General features: G+C 63.9%; 18 protein-coding genes. 8 read left to right on the top strand and 10 right to left on the bottom strand.

The genetic code is table 11. The annotated features are described in order from the left end of the window. Nucleotides 1–74: 74 nt before the first annotated feature. Complete coding sequence (locus V0R62_RS25765) at nt 75–965, bottom strand: lipase family alpha/beta hydrolase (protein WP_330105701.1); 891 nt, start codon at nt 963–965, stop codon at nt 75–77. 124 nt (nt 966–1089) lie between these two features. On the opposite strand from V0R62_RS25765, the gene osmE reads away from it, so the two are divergent. Together osmE and V0R62_RS25755 are read left to right on the top strand one after the other, a co-directional pair. Next, the gene (osmE, locus tag V0R62_RS25760; protein ID WP_330105700.1) at nt 1090–1431 is read left to right on the top strand and encodes an osmotically-inducible lipoprotein OsmE; all 342 of its coding nucleotides are present in this window, start codon (nt 1090–1092) and stop codon (nt 1429–1431) included. Between the two features lie 27 nt (nt 1432–1458). Next, nucleotides 1459–1986, top strand: a complete 528-nt coding sequence (locus V0R62_RS25755; RefSeq protein WP_330105699.1) for a ferritin-like domain-containing protein — start codon at nt 1459–1461, stop codon at nt 1984–1986. Between the two features lie 109 nt (nt 1987–2095). Here the strand turns inward: V0R62_RS25755 and V0R62_RS25750 are convergent, their stop codons facing one another. Beyond that, nucleotides 2096–4162 carry an AsmA family protein gene (locus V0R62_RS25750; protein ID WP_330105698.1) on the bottom strand — a complete coding sequence of 689 codons (2067 nt, stop codon included), beginning with the start codon at nt 4160–4162 and terminating at the stop codon, nt 2096–2098. A gap of 318 nt (nt 4163–4480) precedes the next feature. Between V0R62_RS25750 and V0R62_RS25745 the strand changes: the two genes are divergently transcribed. The 3 genes from V0R62_RS25745 (at nt 4481) to V0R62_RS25735 (ending at nt 6956) form a co-directional block, all read left to right on the top strand. Continuing rightward, nucleotides 4481–5026, top strand: a complete 546-nt coding sequence (locus V0R62_RS25745; RefSeq protein ID WP_330105697.1) for a phage infection protein — start codon at nt 4481–4483, stop codon at nt 5024–5026. Between the two features lie 122 nt (nt 5027–5148). Next, nucleotides 5149–5781, top strand: coding sequence for a TetR family transcriptional regulator (locus V0R62_RS25740; RefSeq protein WP_330105696.1), 633 nt, complete (start codon nt 5149–5151; stop codon nt 5779–5781). An 86-nt stretch (nt 5782–5867) separates the two neighbouring features. Beyond that, nucleotides 5868–6956, top strand: a complete 1089-nt coding sequence (locus tag V0R62_RS25735; protein WP_330105695.1) for an AGE family epimerase/isomerase — start codon at nt 5868–5870, stop codon at nt 6954–6956. Nucleotides 6957–7116: 160 nt separating this feature from the next. On the opposite strand, the gene V0R62_RS25730 is transcribed toward V0R62_RS25735, so the two are convergent. The 6 genes from V0R62_RS25730 to V0R62_RS25705 form a co-directional block, all read right to left on the bottom strand. After that, nucleotides 7117–7884, bottom strand: a complete 768-nt coding sequence (locus V0R62_RS25730) for an SDR family oxidoreductase (RefSeq protein ID WP_023629361.1) — start codon at nt 7882–7884, stop codon at nt 7117–7119. A 721-nt stretch (nt 7885–8605) separates the two neighbouring features. Continuing rightward, nucleotides 8606–9322, bottom strand: coding sequence for an ABC transporter ATP-binding protein (locus V0R62_RS25725; RefSeq protein WP_028688239.1), 717 nt, complete (start codon nt 9320–9322; stop codon nt 8606–8608). Further along, nucleotides 9319–10194 carry an ATP-binding cassette domain-containing protein gene (locus V0R62_RS25720; RefSeq protein ID WP_050707124.1) on the bottom strand — a complete coding sequence of 292 codons (876 nt, stop codon included), beginning with the start codon at nt 10192–10194 and terminating at the stop codon, nt 9319–9321. The genes V0R62_RS25725 and V0R62_RS25720 overlap by 4 nt, the downstream gene beginning before the upstream one ends. Continuing rightward, complete coding sequence (gene livM / locus V0R62_RS25715; protein WP_050707125.1) at nt 10191–11492, bottom strand: high-affinity branched-chain amino acid ABC transporter permease LivM; 1302 nt, start codon at nt 11490–11492, stop codon at nt 10191–10193. The genes V0R62_RS25720 and livM overlap by 4 nt, the downstream gene beginning before the upstream one ends. A 2-nt stretch (nt 11493–11494) precedes the next feature. Further along, complete coding sequence (locus V0R62_RS25710; protein WP_028688242.1) at nt 11495–12409, bottom strand: ABC transporter permease subunit; 915 nt, start codon at nt 12407–12409, stop codon at nt 11495–11497. Between the two features lie 156 nt (nt 12410–12565). Further along, nucleotides 12566–13702 (bottom strand): branched-chain amino acid ABC transporter substrate-binding protein, encoded by a 1137-nt coding sequence (locus tag V0R62_RS25705; protein WP_110734931.1) that lies wholly within the window; start codon nt 13700–13702, stop codon nt 12566–12568. Nucleotides 13703–14143: 441 nt separating this feature from the next. Here V0R62_RS25705 and pncB point away from each other — a divergent pair, with 441 nt between their 5' ends. Together pncB and nadE are read left to right on the top strand one after the other, a co-directional pair. After that, nucleotides 14144–15349 carry a nicotinate phosphoribosyltransferase gene (gene pncB / locus V0R62_RS25700; RefSeq protein ID WP_330105694.1) on the top strand — a complete coding sequence of 402 codons (1206 nt, stop codon included), beginning with the start codon at nt 14144–14146 and terminating at the stop codon, nt 15347–15349. A 3-nt stretch (nt 15350–15352) separates the two neighbouring features. Further along, nucleotides 15353–16180, top strand: coding sequence for an ammonia-dependent NAD(+) synthetase (gene nadE / locus V0R62_RS25695; protein WP_330105693.1), 828 nt, complete (start codon nt 15353–15355; stop codon nt 16178–16180). Between the two features lie 126 nt (nt 16181–16306). Here the strand turns inward: nadE and azu are convergent, their stop codons facing one another. Continuing rightward, nucleotides 16307–16753 (bottom strand): azurin, encoded by a 447-nt coding sequence (azu, locus tag V0R62_RS25690; RefSeq protein WP_050707129.1) that lies wholly within the window; start codon nt 16751–16753, stop codon nt 16307–16309. Nucleotides 16754–17101: 348 nt separating this feature from the next. Here azu and V0R62_RS25685 point away from each other — a divergent pair, with 348 nt between their 5' ends. Further along, nucleotides 17102–17689, top strand: a complete 588-nt coding sequence (locus V0R62_RS25685; RefSeq protein ID WP_330105692.1) for an LOG family protein — start codon at nt 17102–17104, stop codon at nt 17687–17689. A gap of 118 nt (nt 17690–17807) precedes the next feature. On the opposite strand, the gene V0R62_RS25680 is transcribed toward V0R62_RS25685, so the two are convergent. Next, the gene (locus V0R62_RS25680) at nt 17808–20105 is read right to left on the bottom strand and encodes a YgiQ family radical SAM protein (RefSeq protein WP_186714254.1); all 2298 of its coding nucleotides are present in this window, start codon (nt 20103–20105) and stop codon (nt 17808–17810) included. Nucleotides 20106–20207: the final 102 nt, after the last annotated feature.

The raw sequence follows: 20207 nt of genomic DNA, 5'->3' as shown, positions 1-20207 counted from the left end.
GAGTGGGTGTATTGCGTTCGTCTGTAGGAGCGGCCTTGTGCCGCGAAAGGGCTGCAAAGCAGCCCCCGGGTTCGTCACAACCCAACAGCCTTGAGCCGCGCGGCATGCTCGGTGAACAGCCTCACCGGCTCGGCACCCTTGCCCACCGCGCCCAGCGACTGGTTGACGATATCCAGATGATCGAACGGATAGTCGTCACCGATCACCTGCCCCAGGTGCGAACTGAAGCGCCCGACCATGCCATCGCACTGCCCCTTCTCCCTGACGAAGCTGCGGGCAAACAAGCGGCAGAAGTAGTTGCTGCCGTCAAAACGGTTCAAGCCCTGGTCGGTACGCCCAGGCTGCAGGGTTCCGGACCATGAGTAATAGCGCACCCCGTTCACTTCCGGCGCCCCCTCCCCCCCCCAGACCTCGGGCAGCCCCTGTGGATAAGCCTGGTTGAACAGCGCCACCCCGGCACTGGTCAGCGACTGGTGCGAGGCGTGCACGTCGATCGGCAGCGGATCGCGGCGCCAGCCGGTCTCCAGCCAACCCAGCACCACAGCGAAGCCATGCAACACGGCCTTGAGGATGCGCCCCCGGGCCGAGTCGCCCGGTGCCGTGCGCTCGAGGTGGTCGGCCAGTTCCGAACCATGGTTGGGGCCGGCCACCGACGTCACCGAAGCCACCCGATCAGGCCGCTTCGCCGCCGCATAGCGGGCACTGAGGGCGCCCTGGCTGTGGCCGATCAGGTTGACCTTGTCGGCCCCTGTGCGCTGGCAGATGTCCTCGATGATGCCCAGCAACTGCTCGCCCCGCACTTCGCTGGAATGCAGCGGCGACACCTGCACCGGGAACACCTGCGCGCCGCCCCGGCGCAATGCCGGAACAATGCCGAACCAGTAGGGATACACCAGCGCCCGCACGAACCCGAGCATGCCCGGCACCAGCACCAGTGGATAACGCGTGGCCAGCTCCTGACTCATCACCCTTGCCCTCATCCGTGAACAGACCGGCCCACCCTACAGCGCGACCGGAGACAAGCGCAATCGAACTCCCGGCGCGCCGCGCGGTTCCAAGCAGAACAGACCCTGAGCAAGGAGCGGGACCATGTACAAGCGAACCCTGGCCATCCTTCTGGCAAGCGCCACCCTCGCCGCCTGCGGCAGCCGCCCGGAAAACCCGGTGGACTACGTCACCTACCGCGACGAACCGCTGGTCAAGCAGGTCGAGCACGGCATGACCATGCAGAAGGTCATCGCCATCGGCGGCAGCCCGTCGAACATCATCGACCTGCCCCACGGCGGCACCTGCAACGACTACATCCTCAACCGCGATGGCCACCAGCAGCCCTACTACGTGCGCTTCGACGCCACCGGTCATGTCGACGCCAAGGGCTTCAAGACCTGCAAGCAGCGCCAGCAAGACAGCGACGCCGTGCACGGCGCCTGACCCCACCTGATGCCTACGGAGATGAACATGAGCGTTGAACTGACCGATGTGAAGACCCTGCGCGCCCGCGCTCGCAAGCATGTCGAGCAAGGCGCGGTGACCGAGGGTTACCACGCCGACCGCGAGAAGATCCTGCGCCTGCTCAACGAGTCGCTGGCCACCGAGCTGGTCTGCGTCCTGCGCTACAAGCGCCACTACTTCATGGCCAGCGGCATCAAGGCCAGCGTCGCCGCCGCGGAGTTCCTCGAGCACGCCAACCAGGAAGCCGAGCATGCCGACACGCTGGCCGAGCGCATCGTGCAGTTGGGCGGCGAACCGGACTTCAATCCGGACAACCTGACGAAGAATTCCCACGCCCAGTACGTGGCGGGCAGTTCGTTGAAGGAGATGGTGCTGGAGGACCTGGTGGCCGAGCGCATCGCCATCGACAGCTACCGCGAGATCATCCAGTACATCGGCGACAAGGATCCGACCACCCGGCGCATCTTCGAGGACATCCTGGCGCAGGAGGAAGAGCACGCGGACGATATGTCGGACCTGTTGCAGGGGCTGTAATTGCAAGGGGCTGCGTTGCAGCCCGTTCGCGGCACAAGGCCGCTCCTACAAGGGATTGCGTAACCTTTGTAGGAGCGGCCTTGTGCCGCGAACGGGCCGCAAAGCGGCCCTATTTCTTGCTCTTCACTGCAGCCGGCGCCTTGCCGGCGCGCATCTGCTGCAACAACGGCGTGCACTGGTTCGGCTCATCCCCGCTGCTCGGCGCGATCAGCGCCAACAGCCCCGCCGCCGGACCGGCCACCACGCCCAGCGCCACCATCCCCGCGCCACGCAAAGCCAGCGGCACCGCCTGCACGCCGGCACTTGGCTTGGCGAACGGTCCGCGCACATACAACGGTGAACGCAGCGAGAACAGACGCAAGCCCTTGGACTCGGGGGTGATCTTCAGATCCAGCTGCTCGCTGGCGAAGTTGGCCGTGCCGTTGATGTAGATGATCGCGTTCTCGGTGTCGAAGACGAACAACCGGGTGGTGGCCAGGCCATTCTTGATCCCGACATCCGCCGCGGCGCAGTTGATCTTCACATCTTCATCGCCGAACAGCTTGCCGATCACGTAGTTGCCGACATTGAGCCCGGCGATTTCCATCAGGCTGCGGCTGATCGCGCCATCGTTGATCAGCAGGCGCAGATCCCCGTTGGAAGTGCCCAGCAGAGCCGCCACCGAGTTGCCCCGGCCACTGATATCGGCATCGCCATTGAGTTCGCCGAAGCTGGTCTGCATCGGCGCGAAGCTGGGGAACAGCTGCTTGAGCTTGAAGCCACGCGCGGTCAGCCGGGCGCGGCCCTGCAATGGCGCGCTGCGTCCGTCCAGGCGGATGTTGGAATCGAGGTTGCCGCCGGCCACGCCGAAGCGCAGCGGCTCCAAGCGCAGCAGGCCGTCCTCGAGGATCACATGGGCGGACAGGTCGTTGAACGGCAGCTTCTCGCTGTGCACGATACGCTTGCCGGCGAAGGTCACGTCGGCGTCCATGGCCCGCCAACGCTCGGTGCGGAACTCTTCGACCGGCAGCACCTTGCCGGCCGGCTGCTTGCTGGCGCCGCCGCGGGCCTTCTGCTCGCTGTTGGAATCGGCGCCGATCAGCGGCGCAAGGTCCTTGAACAGCAGCTGGTTGGACACCAGGTTGCCGGAGAGCTTCGGCCGGGGCTGGCTGGCGACAAAGGCCAGGTCGCCGTGAATGTCGCTGTCGCCGATCTTGCCGTTGAAGCCCTCGTAACGGAACTGCGCGCCGCCGGCGGCGTGCAGGTTGGCGGTCAGATGACCATCGGTGGCGTACGGCGGCGTATCGGGCAAGGTCACGCCGGTCAGCGGGTAGAGGTTGCCCAGGCTGCTGCCGGACAGCTTCAGGCGCAGGTCGAGGGCGCCGAGGTTGCGCGGGTCGGTCAGGGTCCCGGCCAATGCGACCCGGGTGTCGCCGATACGCACGTCGGCCTGTAGCGGAAACGGCTGGCTGGCGTCCTGCAGCGCCAGCAGGCCGCCGATCTTGCCGGTGCCGGCCACCGCCAGGCCCTTGTAGCGGCCCTGGGCCTTGAAACCGAAGGCGTAGTCCTGGGCATTGCCGGCCTTCTCGGCGCGGGCCTTGCCGACGATGTCGCTGAACGGGATCGGCTTGCCCAGCGGATCGACCTGCACCTTCATGCTGGTCTTCAGCGTCTGGTCGTCGAAGCTGACATTGCCCTGGTCGAAGCCGATGGCGCCGATGTCCAGCTCCCACTTCGACGGTGCCTCGTTCTCGTCCTCGGGCCCGAAATCGAACACCCAGTTGGCCCGGCCATCGGCCAGCCGGGTAAGGCTGGCGCTGGGCTTGACCAGGTCGATGCGCGGGATGCTGATGCGCTGGACGATCAGCGGCAACGGCGCCAGGCGAAAGTCCACGCGCTCCAGGGCGACCATGCGCGGCGCCTTGAGCCAGTCGGGGTTGCCCAGGGTGAGGTCCTCGGCGCTGAAGTGCGGCCAGGGCACGAAAGCGCGCCAGCCGCCTTCCTCGGGTTCGGTGCGCCAGTGCACGGCGAGGTTGCCGTTGATCGCGAAGGGCCGGTGCAGGGCTTCGGAGACTTTCTCGTTGAGCAGCGGCTTGACGCGGTTCCAGTCGAAAGTGGCGATCACCACCACCAGGATCGCCAGCAGGGTGGCGAGGGTGGCGAAGGTCCAGATGAGGATTCTGGCAGGGCGCGTCATTGCATGGTTCTCCTGACTGCATGGCACTCATTATGTCGGACTGATGAAAAACCGCCGGGTTTAATCCGTGCGCCATGATAACCAGGATTTTCCTGACGATTTTCTCAGCTTTTTGTCCATGGACAGCGGCAGTGTTACCGGGGCTCAAGCGTGCCTCAGCGCTTGCGGAACACCTGAAAACATTGATCCAGAGCCCTCCACGCACAGTATCAATCCCGTCGATTGTTACCATTATCCTGATGAACTTTTCTCTGGAGTTACCAGGCGTAGCATTGGCTTCGTACCCACTTTCCAGCCCCCCCCGAGGAGCACCGAACCATGAAACGCCATCTGCTGCTGAGCCTGACCCTGTCCGTACTTGCCGCCAACGCCTTCGCCCTGCCAGCCGAAGACCAGCACCTGAGCGCCGAATCGCGCTCCAGCGCCGCCACCGTCAGCCAACCGCTGAACACTCTGGCAGAAGGGGGCGCCGAGCGCCTGCAGGAACGCGCAGGCCGTGTGGCCGAAGGCGGTTCCGAGCGTCTGCTCGAACGTAACAACCGCGTCGCCGAAGGTGGCTCGGATCGCCTGATCGAACGCAACGACCGCGTTGCCGAAGGTGGCTCGGATCGCCTGATCGAACGCAACGACCGCGTTGCCGAAGGTGGCTCGGATCGTCTGATCCAACGCAACGACCGCGTTGCCGAAGGTGGCTCGGATCGTCTGATCCAACGCAACGACCGCGTTGCCGAAGGAGGCTCGGATCGTCTGATCCAACGCAACGACCGTGTCGCTGAAGGTGGCGCCGATCGCCTCAACGAACGCAACAACCGTGTCGCCGAGGGTGGCTCGGATCGTCTGGTCGAACTCAGCCGTGTGAGCTGATCGCCATGGCCGAGAACAACAACCCGCCCCACTGCGCCTGCTACCCTCCAAGCCCGGTCCATTGACCGGGCTTTGTTTTTTTATCCAGAATGCCCAGTCGTACAGTCATAGAATCCTGCCCCATGCTGCCGCGCGCCGAACAGAAGTTACAAACCCGCCAGGCCCTGCTGGACGCCGCCTGCCTGCTCATGGAGAGCGGCCGTGGCTTCGGCAGCATTAGCCTGCGCGAGGTGGCCAAGGCCGCGGGTATCGTGCCCACGGGCTTCTACCGCCACTTTCCCGACATGGATGCCCTGGGCCTGGCCCTGGTTGCCGAAGTGGACACCACTTTCCGCCAGACCATCCGCCTGGTGCGCCACAACGAATTCGAACTGGGCGGCATCACCGACGCCTCGGTGCGCATCTTCCTCGACGTGGTCATCGCCCATCGGGCGCAGTTCCTGTTCCTCGCCCGCGAGCAATACGGCGGCTCGCAGCCGGTGCGCCAGGCCATCGCCCGCCTGCGCCAGGACATCAGCAACGACCTGGCCACGGACCTGGCGCGCATGCCGCGCTGGCAACACCTGGACGACGCCGCCCTGGCGGTGATGGCCGACCTGGTGGTCAAGACCGTGTTCGCCACCCTGCCCGAGCTGATCGACAGTCCCGAGCCGGGTCATTCACAGGCGCTGACGCCACAGGAAAAGATCACCCAACAGTTGCGCTTCATCTTCGTCGGCGCGCGGCATTGGCAGGGACTGGGTAATCCTGGCTGACGCCTTCGCCCAGAACGGCCCGCGCACACGAAGCACTTGCCACTTCTGCTACCATGGCGCCCTGCCCGACCGTCACGAGCGCGACCATGTCTGACCCCCGCCCCGCATTGACCCGTTTCCAACAGCACTTCGCCGAGCGCATCGTGCCGCTGTGGCAGGGCCCTGGCTGGAACGCCGACATGGCCCTGCCGTACGAAGCCCTGGACACCCAGCACCGGCCACTGCCGGTGCAGCGCTACCGGGCCATGGCCTGCGCCCGCCAGCTGTACCTGTTCAGCAGCCGCATCGGGCAACCGGGCGCCGCCGAACGCGCCGCCGCGCTGTTCCGTTCGCTGCAGAAGCACTTCCACGACGCCGAGCACGGTGGCTGGTTCTACAGCATCGACGCCCAGGGCAAACCGCTGGATCGGCGCAAGGACCTCTACACCCACGCCTTCATCGTGTTCGCCTGCGCCCATTACTGGGGCAAGGTCGGCGAAGGCCTGGTCGAGGCCACGCTCAACGGCGCCCTCGAAGTCGTTGCCGAGCAGTTCGCCCGCGACGATGGCCTGTACGAGGCCAGCCTCGGTGAAGACTGGTCGGACCTGGGCAGCGGCCCATTGCAAAACCCGCAGATGCACCTGGCCGAGGCCTTCCTCCAGGTGCTGGCCGTGCGCGAGGACGACGAGGTTCGCCAGTCGCTGCTGCAGCTGTGCGAAGCGTTGCAGGCGCAGTTCATCGAACCGAGCCAAGGCCTGATGCTGGAGAAACCGCGCGGGGCTGTGGATAACTGGTTCGAGCCAGGCCACCAGTTCGAATGGTTCTACCTGCTGGATACCTCGCCACTGTTGCGCGACACAGCATTGCACGCCTCCATCGAACGAGCCTTCGACTTTGCCGAGCGGTACGGAGTGAAGGATTCGGCGGTGCTGGCGATGCTCGATGTGGACGGCAAGGTCATCGATGCGACCCAACGGATCTGGGCCCAGGCCGAGTACCTGCGGGCACTGGCCTTGCGGCCAGGAAGCGAGGCGAGGTTGCTGGCGCAGCTACAGGCGCTGGAGTCGCGATTCCTGCATGACGGTGGCTGGCATGAGTGCCGTGATGGCGCGGGGGCGGTGAGCCGCCATGACATGCCGTCGACTACCCCTTACCACCTGGCTACCTGCCTCGAAGGCTTGCAGCGCCTGGCCTGAAGTAATCTCCATGTAGGAGCGGCCTTGTGTCGCGAAAGGGCTGCAAAGCAGCCCCAGCAATGTGTGTGTTTGCGCTGTAATCCTGGGGCTGCTGCGCAGCCCTTTCGCGACGCAAGGCCGCTCCTACAAGGGCGGGCGTGCCGGTACAGACGCCCTCGGATCAGCCCTTGGCCGACCGATCAATCGAGAACCCCGCCCAGTCCTGGCTCACCGGCATCAACTCAAGGCTGTTGATGTTGATATGCGCCGGCTGGTTGAGAATCCAGAAGATGGTTTCGGCAATGTCCTGCGGCTGGATCGGCTCGGCGCCGGCATAGGTGGCGTCATACTTGGCCTGATCACCGCCGAAGCGCACCAGCGAGAACTCGCTCTCGCACAGCCCCGGCTCGATATTGCTCACCCGCACGCCCGTCCCTCGCAGGTCGCAGCGCAGGCTCAGGGAAAACTGACCGACAAAGGCCTTGGTGCCGCCATACACGTTAGCGCCCGGATACGGGTAGTTGCCCGCCACCGAACCGACGTTGAGGATCGACGCGCCACGGCCATGGGCGATCAGCCGAGGCAACAGCAGGCGAGTGGTGTACATCAGCCCCTTGATGTTGGTATCGACCATGGTTTCCCAGTCGTCCAGGCTGCAGTTCTGCGCGGCGTCCACACCCAGCGCCAATCCGGCGTTGTTGACCAGGCCCTGCAGTTTGTCGAAGCTCGGCGGCAGACTGGCGATGGCGGCTTCCATTGCCTGACGGTCACGCACGTCGACCACCAGGCCGTGCACCTCGGTCTTGGCCGACAGTTCCTGGCACAACGCATCCAGGCGCTCCTTGCGCCGACCAGTGAGCACCAGCTTCCAGCCGGCGTCGGCGAAACGGCGGGCGGTGGCCTCGCCAAAACCGGACGTCGCGCCAGTGATGAATACGGTGGATGTCATGCTCTTCTCCTTAGCGTTGGATTGTCGTCGACAGGCCTCGCAGCATGCCCGGCGCAAGGCTTGACCACAACTGTCATCGCCACTGATCAAAAAACGTACTAACCCCGCTGATGCCCGTGGTAGAAGGGTTGCACCGGGCTATGCGCATCTTATCCACAAGGCTTTCCCCATGGATTGGGGGCAACTCGACGGGTCAAGGGAACCTCTGCGCGTTGTGGACATCCTTGGATGATGGCGCAACGCTTTCAACCATGCCGCCTCTGGCGGTCTGTCCAAGGTTTTCCCACAGAGTTATCCACAGAAAGCCCCACGCTGTAGGCGGATCCATTGGCTGCGCAAAACACATGCAAAATCATGCACAAGTAGCACTTGGTCAAAAAACGACCAAATGCTCGCACACACTGATTTATCTGGGCTGGAGCGAGGTGCCACCATGTTTTCCACAGGCGGTTCCACATAATCCGTGGAAAGTTTTCCACTTGTGGAAACAAGGGGTTGCAGTGGACTTGTGGAGCGCTTCAAGAAAGATATGCGACAAGTTGTCCACATCCGCCGTTTGACATAAAACGCATCGCGCGGCAATACCCCCTGTAGGAGCGGCCTCGTGTCGCGAAAGGGCTGCGAAGCGGCCCCAGGATCTCAACACCATGCAAAATCGCCGGGGCCGCTTCGCGGCCCTTTCGCGACACGAGGCCGCTCCTACAAAGAGCATGCTAAATCCTCAGTGCCCGCCCAGATAGGCGTTACGCACCTCCTCGTTGACCAACAGCTCCTGCCCGGTCCCGGTCATGCGGATCTGCCCGTTGACCATCACATAGGCCCGGTCCGACAGCTTCAGCGCATGGTTGGCGTTCTGCTCCACGAGGAAGATGGTCATGCCGGTCTGCGCCAGCTCGCGCAAGGTGGAGAAGATCTGCTTGACCACGATCGGTGCCAGCCCCAGCGATGGCTCGTCGAGCAGCAGCAGCTTGGGCCGGCTCATCAGCGCCCGGGCGATGGCGAGCATCTGCTGCTCGCCACCGGACATGGTCATGGCGCGCTGGTTGCGCCGTTCCTTGAGCCGTGGGAACAGCTCGAACATGCGCTGCATGTCCTCACCGGCATGTTTGTCGCCAATCGGAATGGTACCCATCATCAGGTTCTCCTCGACGGTCATGTCGGGGAACACCCGGCGCCCTTCTGGAGACTGGGCGATGCCGTTGGAGGCAATGTAGTGAGACGACTTGCGGGTGATGTCGGTGCCGCGATAGACGATCTGCCCGGAGGCCGCCCGCGGCTGACCGAAGATCGACATCAGCAGTGTCGACTTGCCCGCACCGTTGGCGCCGATCAGGCTCACCGTCTCGCCTTCGTTGATGTGCATCGAGACTTTCTTCAGGGCCTGGATCGGCCCGTAGAACACATCCAGGTCCTTCAACTCGAGAATGGGCGCACTCATATCAGCTCCTCTTCGTCTGCACCCAGGTAGGCGGCGATCACCGTCGGGTTGTGGCGGATGTCCTGCGGCGTGCCCTCGGCGATCACGTTGCCGTGATCGAGCACGACGATATGGTCGGAGATGCTCATCACCATTCCCATGTCGTGCTCGATCAGCACCACGGTGATGTCGTGCTCGTCGCGCAGCACGCGGATCATGCGGCTCAGGGCCTCGGTCTCCTGCGGGTTGAGGCCGGCGGCCGGCTCGTCCAGGCAGATGATCTTCGGCCGCGTGCACATGGCCCGGGCGATCTCCAGGCGCCGCTGCTGGCCGTATGACAGCTCGCCAGCCAGGCGATTGGCGCAATCGACCAGGTCGACCACCTCCAGCCAGTAGAACGCATGGTCCAGCGCGTCGCTCTCGGCCTTGCGGTAGCCCGGGGTGTTGAGCACGCCGGCCAGCAGGTTGCGGTTGACCCACATGTGCTGGGCCACCAGCAGGTTTTCCACCACCGACATTTCCTTGAACAGGCGAATGTTCTGGAAGGTGCGGGCAAGACCTGCGCGGTTGACCAGGTGAGTACCGCCGAACATCTTGTAGTACAGGCGGTTGGCAAAGCGCGCCGGCGAGACGAAGTCCGCCGCCTGGAAGCGCTCGCCGAGCAGCTGGATGACGTTGGTGTGGCTGCCGCGCACGTTCAGCTCGATACGTCCGCCGCTGGCCTTGTAGAAGCCGGTGAGGCAGTTGAACACGGTGGTCTTGCCAGCGCCGTTGGGGCCGATCAGGGCGAAGATCTGATTGCGCTTGACCTTCAGGCTGACATCGCTGAGCGCCTTGATGCCGCCGAACTGCATCATCAGGTTGTCGACCGACAGAATGATTTCGTCGCTCATGGCGCCACTCCTTTACGCGGGACCACGCCGGTACGGCTGATGCGGATCAGCCCCCGCGGTCGCCAGATCATCATCAGCACCATCAGCACGCCGAACAGCAGCACCCTGTACTCGGAGAAGCTGCGCAGCAGTTCCGGCGCCACGGTCAGCACGAACGCCGCGATCACCACGCCCACGGTCGAACCCATGCCGCCGAGCACGACGATGGCCAGGATCAGCGCCGACTCGAAGAAGGTGAACGACGACGGGTTGACGAAGCCTTGGTAGGTGGCGAAGAACACCCCGGCCAGGCCGGCGGTGGAGGCGCCCAGGGTGAAGGCCGAGAGCTTGACCAGCACATGGTTCAGGCCCATGGAACGGCAGGCGATCTCGTCCTCGCGCAGGGCCTCCCAGGCGCGCCCGACCGGCATGCGGGTCAGCCGGTGCTTGATGTACAGCACCGCCAGCACCACCAGGAACAGCACGGCGTAGATGAACACGAACTTCAGGTTGGGGTTGTAATCGAAGCCGAAGAACTCATGGATCGGCACTCCGCCGTCCTTCGCCCGACGGCCGAACTCCAGCCCCAGGAAGGTCGGCGACGGCGCCGGCATGCCGTTCGGGCCGCCGGTGAAGGACAGCCAGTTGTTCAGCACCAGGCGAATGATCTCGCCGAAGCCCAGGGTGACGATGGCCAGGTAGTCGCCGTGCATGCGCAACACCGGGAAGCCGAGGATGCACCCGGCCAGCGCCGCGGCGATCGCCGCCAGCGGTAGCACGCTCCAGAAACCCAGGCCCAGGTACTGGTAGCCAAGGGCCAGGCCGTAGGCGCCGATGGCGTAGAACGCCACGTAGCCCAGGTCGAGCAGGCCTGCCAGGCCCACCACGATGTTCAGGCCCAGGCCCAGCAGCACGTAGATCAGGCCGAGGATGACCACGGTCAGCAGGTACTTGTTGGCGAACACCGGGAACACGATGGCGATGACGATCAGCGCCGGGATGATGTAGCGAAGCCGCGACTTGTAGTCCGGCGCCAGCACATGCACACCCGAGCCACCGCTGTCGAAGCCCTGGAGCATGCGCTGGCCGGTCGGTGTCTGCAGGAACAGGCTGAGGATGAAGCGCCCGATCATCACGCCGCCGACCAGCCAGGCCACGCGGGCCGGCTCGGCGTTGAAGCTGTAGCCGTCGAGCACCACGCCGACGACCGGACCGAAGACGATGAGGGCCAGCAGGCCGGCGACGATCGTCTCCAGCAGGCTGCGTTTGAGGTCGAAACCCTTGGTTTGGGCAACAGAGGCAGAATTGGCAGCGGACATGTTCACACCTTAGCCACGAGCGGGCGACCCAGCAGGCCTTGGGGACGGAAGATGAGGATCATCACCAGCAGCGAGAAGCTGAACACGTCCTTGTAGTCGGAGTTGATCAGGCCGGAGAACAACGACTCGGAGATCCCCAGGATGATGCCGCCGAGCATCGCCCCCGGCAGCGATCCGATGCCGCCGAGCACCGCGGCGGTGAACGCCTTGATGCCGATGATGAAACCGGCGTAGAAGTCAAAGGTGCCGTAGTTCATGGTGATCAGCACGCCGGCCAGCGCGGCCATCACCGCACCGATGACGAATACGTAGGAAATCACCCGGTCGGTGTTGATGCCCAGGATCGAGGCCATCTTGCGATCCTGCTGCGTGGCCCGGCACATGCGCCCGAGCTTGGTGTACTTGATGACGTAGGTGAGCAACGCCATGCCGACGAAGGCGGCCACCAGGATGAAGATCTTGGTGTAGGTCAATTGCACGAAGCCGGTACCGACCTCGATGCGCATGGCGCCTTCGAGCAGGGTCGGCACGCCTTGCTGGCGGGCGCCCTGGCTGATCTGCGCGTAGTTCTGCAGGATCAGCGAGATACCGATGGCGCTGATAAGCGGGGCCAGGCGGGTGGAGTTGCGCAGGGGTTTGTAGGCGATGCGTTCGATGGTGAAGCCATAGACGCCGGTGACGACGATGGTGAACAACAGGGTGCCCAGCATCAGCAGCGGAAACGACTCGATACCGAAGTAGGCCAGCAATGCCAGGCTGATCGCCGCGAGGTACGCGGAGATCATGTACACCTCGCCGTGCGCGAAGTTGATCATGCCGATAATGCCATAGACCATTGTGTAGCCGATGGCGATCAGGCCGTAGACCGACCCGAGGGTCAGGCCGTTGACCAGTTGCTGCAGGAAAATACCATCCATAACGCAATCTCACCTGATTGAGATTGCACGAGCGCCGACCACGCAGGATCCGGATGCAACGGCCCTCGCAGCGCAGAACTGTGCAGATCTACTGACAATGACAGGTACCGCGGGGCTACGGCCCGGTGCGAAACGCACGCGGGCCGTTGGCCATTGTTATTTTTGTTTTTCCAGCTGGTGGTACTTGCCGTTGGCATCCCACTGGTAGACCACGTAGTCGGAGACGGTCAGGTCGCCCTTGCTGTCCCACTTCTTCTCGCCCATGACGGTCTTGACCGGGTTGGCCTTGAGCCATTTGGCGGCGTCCTCGCCCTTGTTCGACTTGGCGCCGTTGAAGGCGGCGGCCAGGGCCTGGACCGAAGCGTAGGCGTAGAGGGTGTAGCCCTCAGGCTCGGTGCCGTTCTTGCGGAACTCCTCCACCACGGTCTTGCTGTCGGGCAGCAGGCGCGGGTCGGCGCCGAAGGTCATGTACACGCCGTTGGTGTACTGGGCGCCGCCGGCGGTGGCCACCAGTTCGTCGGTGACGATGCCGTCGTCGGACATGAACGCCACATCCTTCAGGCCCTGCTCGCGCAGCTGGCGTACCAGCGGGCCGGCCTCGGGGTGCAGGCCGCCGAAGTAGACGACATCGGCACCGGCGGCGCGGATCTTGGTGACCACGGCGCTGAAGTCCTTCTCGCCACGGGTCAGGCCTTCGTACAGCACTGGCGTGACGCCGCGCTTGATCAACTGCGCCTTGGTCGCGTCGGCCAGGCCTTGGCCGTAGGTGTCCTTGTCGTGCAGCACGACGACCTTCTTGCCCTTGAGCACATCGACGATGTAGTTGCCGGCGACGATGCCCTGCTGGTCGTCACGGCCGCACATGCGGAACATCGCGGACAGGCCGCGCTCGGTCACCTGCGGGTTGGTCGAGCCTGGGGTGATGGCGATCACGCCGGCCTCGTCGTAGACCTCGGAAGCGGGGATGGTGTTGGAGGAGCAGAAATGACCGACCACGCCCGCCACCTTGTCCTGGTCGACCAGGCGGTTGGCCACGGCCACGGCCTGCTTCGGCTCGCAGGCGTCATCGCCCTTGACCAGGACGATCTTCTCGCCGTTCACGCCACCGGCTTTGTTGATCACATCGGCCGCTGCCTGCGCACCTTTCATGTACTGCTCGCCAAACGCTGCGTTGGCCCCGGTCATGGGACCCGCGACGCCGATCTTGATGTCGGCCTGAACATACGAAGAAACACCCAGTGCCGTGGCTACGGCCAGTGCCAGGAAACCCTTCTTGTAAAACGTCTGCGACATGAGGTGGTGCTCCTAGAGTATTTTTTTTGGTTGGCACTACAACTTCTCAGCCCTGTGCTCCGAGCAAGGGCCGTGCCATTGGTTTTGTCTTCCGGGAAAACACACGGCAGGGGGTGAACAGAGGCGACCGGCGGCCTTTTCTTTATTGAGCGTGCAACCGTCTACTGCGCAACGAGCGCCACCGACACGCCTAGACAAGGAGCAACCGACAAGCGCCATCATTGCAACCCTTGCGAGTGTTAACGTGCAACCGACCTGTAACAGCGGACGTCACCGAACTGCACACCGCTGGTGCGCGACTGCTACAGGCGGCACCGTTTGAAGGCTAGCTGGCGCACGGAAAATTACCTGCGAAGAGCAAGATCGCCGGCGGCGTGGGAGCGGGCCTGCCCCGCGATCTGGCACAATGGTCGCCATTGCCCGCCTTGGAGCTTCCCCCTGATGAGCGAGAGCGCATTCGCCGAGCGCATCGTGCACAACCTGCTCGACACCGACTTCTACAAACTGACGATGATGCAGGGCGTCCTGCACAACTACCCAGACGCCGATGTCGAATGGGAATTTCGCTGCCGCAACGGCGAGGACCTGCGGCCCTACTTGGGCGAAATCCGTAACCAGCTTGAACTGCTCAGCGAACTGACCCTGGATGACGGCCAACTGGCCTTCCTCGAGCGCATCAGTTTCCTCAAACCCGACTTCCTGCGCTTCCTGCGCCTGTTCCGCTTCAACCTGCGCTATGTGCGCATCGGCATCGAAAACGATCAGCTGTTCCTGCGCCTGCGCGGCCCCTGGCTGCACGTGATCCTCTTCGAGGTGCCGTTGCTGGCGATCATCAGCGAGGTGCGCAACCGCCACCTGCACCCGCGAATGCGCCTGGCCGAAGCCCGCGACCAGCTGCACCGCAAGTTCGACTGGCTGCGCGCCCATGCCAGCGACGACGAACTGGCCGAACTGCAGGTAGCCGACTTCGGCACCCGGCGGCGCTTCTCCAGCCGCGTGCAGGAAGAGGTGGTGCGGGTGTTGCGCGATGAGTTCCCGGGCCGTTTCGTCGGCACCAGCAATGTCGACCTGGCATGGAAACTGGATATCAAGCCCCTGGGCACCATGGCCCACGAGTGGATCATGGCCCACCAGCAGCTCGGCCCGCGGCTGATCGACAGCCAGATCGCCGCGCTGGACTGCTGGGTCCGTGAGTACCGCGGACTGCTCGGCATCGCTCTGACCGACTGCATCACCATGGATGCCTTCCTCCGGGACTTCGACCTGTACTTCGCCAAGCTGTTCGACGGCCTGCGCCACGATTCGGGCGAGCCGGTGGCCTGGGCCGAGAAAGCCATCGCCCACTACCAGAAGCTGGGGATCGACCCGATGACCAAGACCCTGGTGTTCTCCGACGGCCTGAACCTGACCCGCTCGCTGGAGATCTTCCGGGCCCTGCGCGGGCGCATCAATGTCAGCTTCGGTATCGGCACCAACCTGACCTGCGACATCCCCGGTGTGGCACCGATGAACATCGTGCTTAAAATGACCGACTGCAACGGCTCGCCGGTGGCGAAGATTTCCGACGAAGCCGCCAAGACCCAGTGCCGCGACGAAAACTTCGTCGCCTACCTGCGTCACGTATTCAAAGTCCCCAGCAAGGAGTAACCCATGCAAGCCGTTCAGCAAGAGATTGCCCGGGCGCTCAAGGTGCAGCCGCCGTTCGCAGACGCCGCCGCGCTCGAGCGGGAAGTCGCCCGGCGCGTGGCCTTCATCAAGGACTGCCTGGCCAATGCCCGGCTCAAGACCCTGGTCCTGGGCATCAGCGGCGGCGTCGACTCGCTGACCGCCGCCCTGCTCGCCCAGCGCGCCATCAACGAGCTGCGCAGCGAGACCGGCGACCCGGCCTACACCTTCATCGCCGTGCGCCTGCCGTACCAGGTGCAGCACGACGAGCACGACGCCCAGGCCTGCCTGGAAGTGATCAAGGCCGACGAGGTGCACACCATCGACATCGCCCCGGCAGTGAAGGCCCTGGCGGCGGAAGTTCAGGTGCTGAAAAATGGCTCGCCGACTCTGGTGGACTTCGTCGTCGGCAACGTCAAGGCGCGCACGCGCATGGTCGCCCAGTACACCGTCGCCGGCGCCCGCGCGGGCCTGGTGATCGGCACCGACCACGCCGCCGAGGCGGTGATGGGGTTCTTTACCAAGTTCGGTGATGGTGCCTGCGACCTGGCGCCGCTGAGCGGGCTGGTGAAGAACCAGGTACGGGCGATTGCACGCAGCTTCGGTGCGCCGGAGTCACTCGTGGAGAAAGTGCCGACCGCGGACCTGGAAGACCTGGAACCGGGCAAGCCGGACGAGGCGTCACACGGCGTGACCTACCAGCAGATCGACGCATTCTTGCATGGGCAGCCGCTCGATCAGGCAGCGTTCGACATCATCGTCGCCACCTACCGCAAGACCCAGCACAAGCGCGAGCTGCCGTTCGCGCCTTGAGGCCAATGGGGCTGCTACGCAGCCCTTTCGCGACACAAGGCCGCTCCCACAGGGGATCACATTTCCCTGTGGGAGCGGCCTTGTGTCGCGAAAGGAGGGCAAAGCCCTCCCCTGCTCAGCCAATCGTTACTTGACGACGACCTTGCCCTTCATCATCGAGATGTGGCCCGGGAAGGTGCAGAAGAAGCTGTAGTCGCCACCGGCTTCCAGCTTCGAGGTGTCGAGCTTGATGGTGTCCTTCTCGCCGGCACCGATCATCTTGGTGTGGCCGATGATCGCGGCGTTGTCGGCCTTGATGTAGTCCTTGTCCAGGCCTTGCGACATGCCTTCGGTGGCGATGGCCTGCATGTCGGCGGTCTTGCTGATGACCAGGTTATGGCCCATGACGTTCTTCGGCAGGCTGCCACCGTGGGTCAGTTCGATCTCGACGGTCTTGCAGCTCTTGTCGATGGTGAATTCCTTGGTGTTGAACGACATCTGGTCGGTCGAGTCGACAGTCACCTTGCAGTCGGCGGCAAAGACAGAGGCGCTGGCGAGGGTCAGCAGGGATACCGCTACAGCTTTCGCAAACATCATGAATCTCCTTGGCAGGGTTTTATCAATTGCGAGACTGCCTGAAAACAGGACGCCCGTACCTGATGTGGGTCAAGGGGTGTCAAGTGGCCAGGCAGTAGATTTGTTCAATGGATTGTATACAACCAATCAAAGTGCACATCATGCCCTCTTGATAGACGATGGGACAACCTCTCATTTAGGAGTTGAATGAAATGTCCCTTTCCAGCTTCATGAACAGCCTGCTCGCCGCCTACGCCCACGGAGCCAGTGGCGCCATCTGCGAGTTCGCCCGCCCCGAGTGATCTCCCCCTTGGAAGCGACAGGCATGCGCCTTACCCTGTGCGCGCATGTAAAGGGAGATAAGCAATGCCTGTACGTTCCGTTTGTGTCTTCTGCGGCGCCAGCATCGGTGCCAACCCCGCCTATCGCGAAGCTGCCGTGGCATTGGGCCAGGCCATCGCTCGCCGCGGCCTGACGCTGGTCTATGGCGGTGGCGCGGTCGGCCTGATGGGCACCGTCGCCGATGCCGCGCTGGCCGCCGGTGGCGAAGTCATCGGCATCATTCCGCAAAGCCTGATGAACGCCGAGATCGGCCACAAGGGCCTGTCCCGCCTGGAAGTGGTGGACGGCATGCACGCGCGCAAGGCGCGCATGGCCGAGCTCAGCGATGCCTTCATCGCCCTGCCGGGTGGCCTGGGCACGCTGGAGGAGCTGTTCGAGGTGTGGACCTGGGGGCAACTGGGCTATCACGCCAAGCCGCTGGGGCTGCTGGATGTGAACGGGTTCTATGAAAAGCTGGGCGGGTTCCTCGACCATATCGTCGAAGAGGGCTTCGTGCGGCCGCAGCACCGGGCGATGCTGTTGCTTGGGCAGCAGCCGGATGAGCTGCTGGACGGCATGGATCGGTTCCAATCGCCAGTGTTGCCGAAGTGGGTCGACAAGCAGCCGGATTGAAGGCTGAAATCCTGGGACCGCTTCGCGGCACAAGGCCGCTCCTACAAGTGAATGCGATCCCCTGTAGGAGCGGCCTTGTGCCGCGAAAGGGCTGCGCAGCAGCCCCAAAATGGACCCGTTAGCGCGGAATGACTGGCTGACGCGGCTTCTTGCCCTTGCCGCCCTTGGCTGCCTCTTTACGCTCCTTGGCCGCCTGCTGGTTGCGGGCAAACGCCTCGGCCTTGGCCTTCTCGCGCTTGTCCCACGGCTTGCTGCCGTCGCTGGCGCGCGGTGGCAGGCCGGTGTGCTGGGTGAGGATCTTCTGGTCCTTGCCCACCTTGTGGCTGCCGGCTGGCGTCGAGTTCTTGCGTCGCGCGCTCTGGTAGCTGTCGGTCTGCGGCTGGTGCAGCGGGATCAGCTGGTGCTTGCCCGGCCCGATCAGGTCGGCGCGGCCCATGCGCTGCAGCGCTTCACGCAGCATCGGCCAGCCCTTCGGATCGTGGTAGCGCAGGAATGCCTTGTGCAACCGGCGCTGCTCCTCGCTCTTGACGATCTCCACCCCTTCGCTCTTGTAGGTGACCTTGCGCAGCGGGTTCTTGCCCGAGTGGTACATGGCCGTGGCCGAGGCCATGGGCGACGGATAGAACGCCTGCACCTGGTCGGCGCGGAAGCCGTTGCCCTTGAGCCACAGGGCCAGGTTCATCATGTCTTCGTCGGTGGTGCCCGGGTGCGCGGCGATGAAGTACGGGATCAGGTACTGCTCCTTGCCCGCTTCCTTCGAGAACTTCTCGAACATGCGCTTGAAGCGGTCGTAGGTGCCGATGCCCGGCTTCATCATCTTGTCCAGCGGACCACGCTCGGTGTGCTCCGGGGCAATCTTCAGGTAGCCGCCGACATGGTGGGTGACCAGCTCGCGCACGTATTCCGGCGACTCGACCGCCAGGTCGTAGCGCAGACCCGAGGCGATCAGGATCTTCTTCACCCCCGGCAGGGCACGGGCCTTGCGGTACAGCTCGATCAGCGAGCTGTGGTCGGTGTTGAGGTTCTCGCAGATGCCCGGGAACACGCACGACGGCTTGCGGCAGTGCTTCTCGATGTCATGGCTCTTGCAGGCGATGCGGTACATGTTGGCGGTCGGGCCGCCGAGGTCGGAGACCACGCCGGTGAAGCCCGGCACCTTGTCACGCATCTCCTCGATCTCGTGCAGGATCGATTCGTGGGAGCGGTTCTGGATGATCCGGCCTTCGTGCTCGGTGATCGAGCAGAAGGTGCAGCCACCGAAGCAGCCACGCATGATGTTCACCGAGAAGCGGATCATCTCGTAGGCCGGGATGCGCTCCTTGCCATAGGCCGGGTGCGGGATACGCGCATACGGCATGCCGAATACGTAGTCCATTTCCTCGGTGGTCATGGGAATGGGTGGCGGGTTGAACCACACATCCACGTCGCCATGCTTCTGTACCAGGGCGCGGGCGTTGCCCGGGTTGGTCTCCAGGTGCAGCACGCGGTTGGCGTGGGCGTAGAGCACCGGGTCGTTGCGTACCTTCTCGAACGACGGCAGGCGGATCACCGACTTCTCGCGGGTGACGCTCGGGCTGTCGAGAATCTGCACGACCTTGGCTTCGTTCGGGTCTTCCTGCTCGCCCTTGGCCTGCTCGATGGCACAGGCCTGGGTGTCCTGGGTGTTCACATACGGGTTGATGATCTTGTCGACCCGGCCCGGACGGTCGATGCGGGTGGAGTCGATCTCGAACCAGCCCTGCGGGGTGTCGCGGCGAATGAACGCGGTGCCGCGCACGTCGGTGATGTGCTCGATGCTTTCACCCTGGGACAGGCGCTGGGCGACCTCGACGATCGCCCGCTCGGCGTTGCCGTACAGCAGGATGTCGGCGCTGGCATCGACCAGGATCGAGTGGCGGACCTTGTCCTGCCAGTAGTCGTAGTGGGCGATGCGGCGCAGCGAGGCCTCGATGCCGCCGAGCACGATCGGCACGTGCTTGTAGGCTTCCTTGCAGCGCTGGCTGTACACCAGGCTGGCGCGGTCCGGACGCTTGCCGGCCATGCCGCCGGGGGTGTAGGCGTCATCGGAACGGATCTTCTTGTCCGCGGTGTAGCGGTTGATCATCGAGTCCATGTTGCCCGCCGCGACGCCGAAGAACAGGTTCGGCTCGCCGAGCTTCATGAAGTCGTCCTTCGACTGCCAGTTCGGCTGGGCGATGATGCCTACGCGAAAGCCCTGGGCTTCCAGCAGACGGCCGATGATGGCCATGCCGAACGACGCATGGTCGACGTAGGCGTCACCGGTCACGATGATGATGTCGCAGGAATCCCAGCCGAGCTGATCCATCTCCTCCCTGCTCATCGGCAGGAAAGGCGCTGGCCCGAAGCATTCGGCCCAGTACTTGGGATAGTCGTAGAGTGGTTTGGCTGCTTGCATGTCAGTGACCGGTTCTAATGTGCAGGAAAATCGCGGGCGCGGAATATAGCACAAATTTTGACCAAATCCGACGATAGTGGTCGGATTCATGGAGAACATGGA

Origin of the sequence: Pseudomonas carassii, from assembly GCF_036324045.1 — a bacterium.
GTDB lineage: Bacteria > Pseudomonadota > Gammaproteobacteria > Pseudomonadales > Pseudomonadaceae > Aquipseudomonas > Aquipseudomonas peradeniyensis.
Note: the sequence above shows the minus strand (reverse complement) of the source record. Positions and strands in the feature narration are given on the sequence as shown.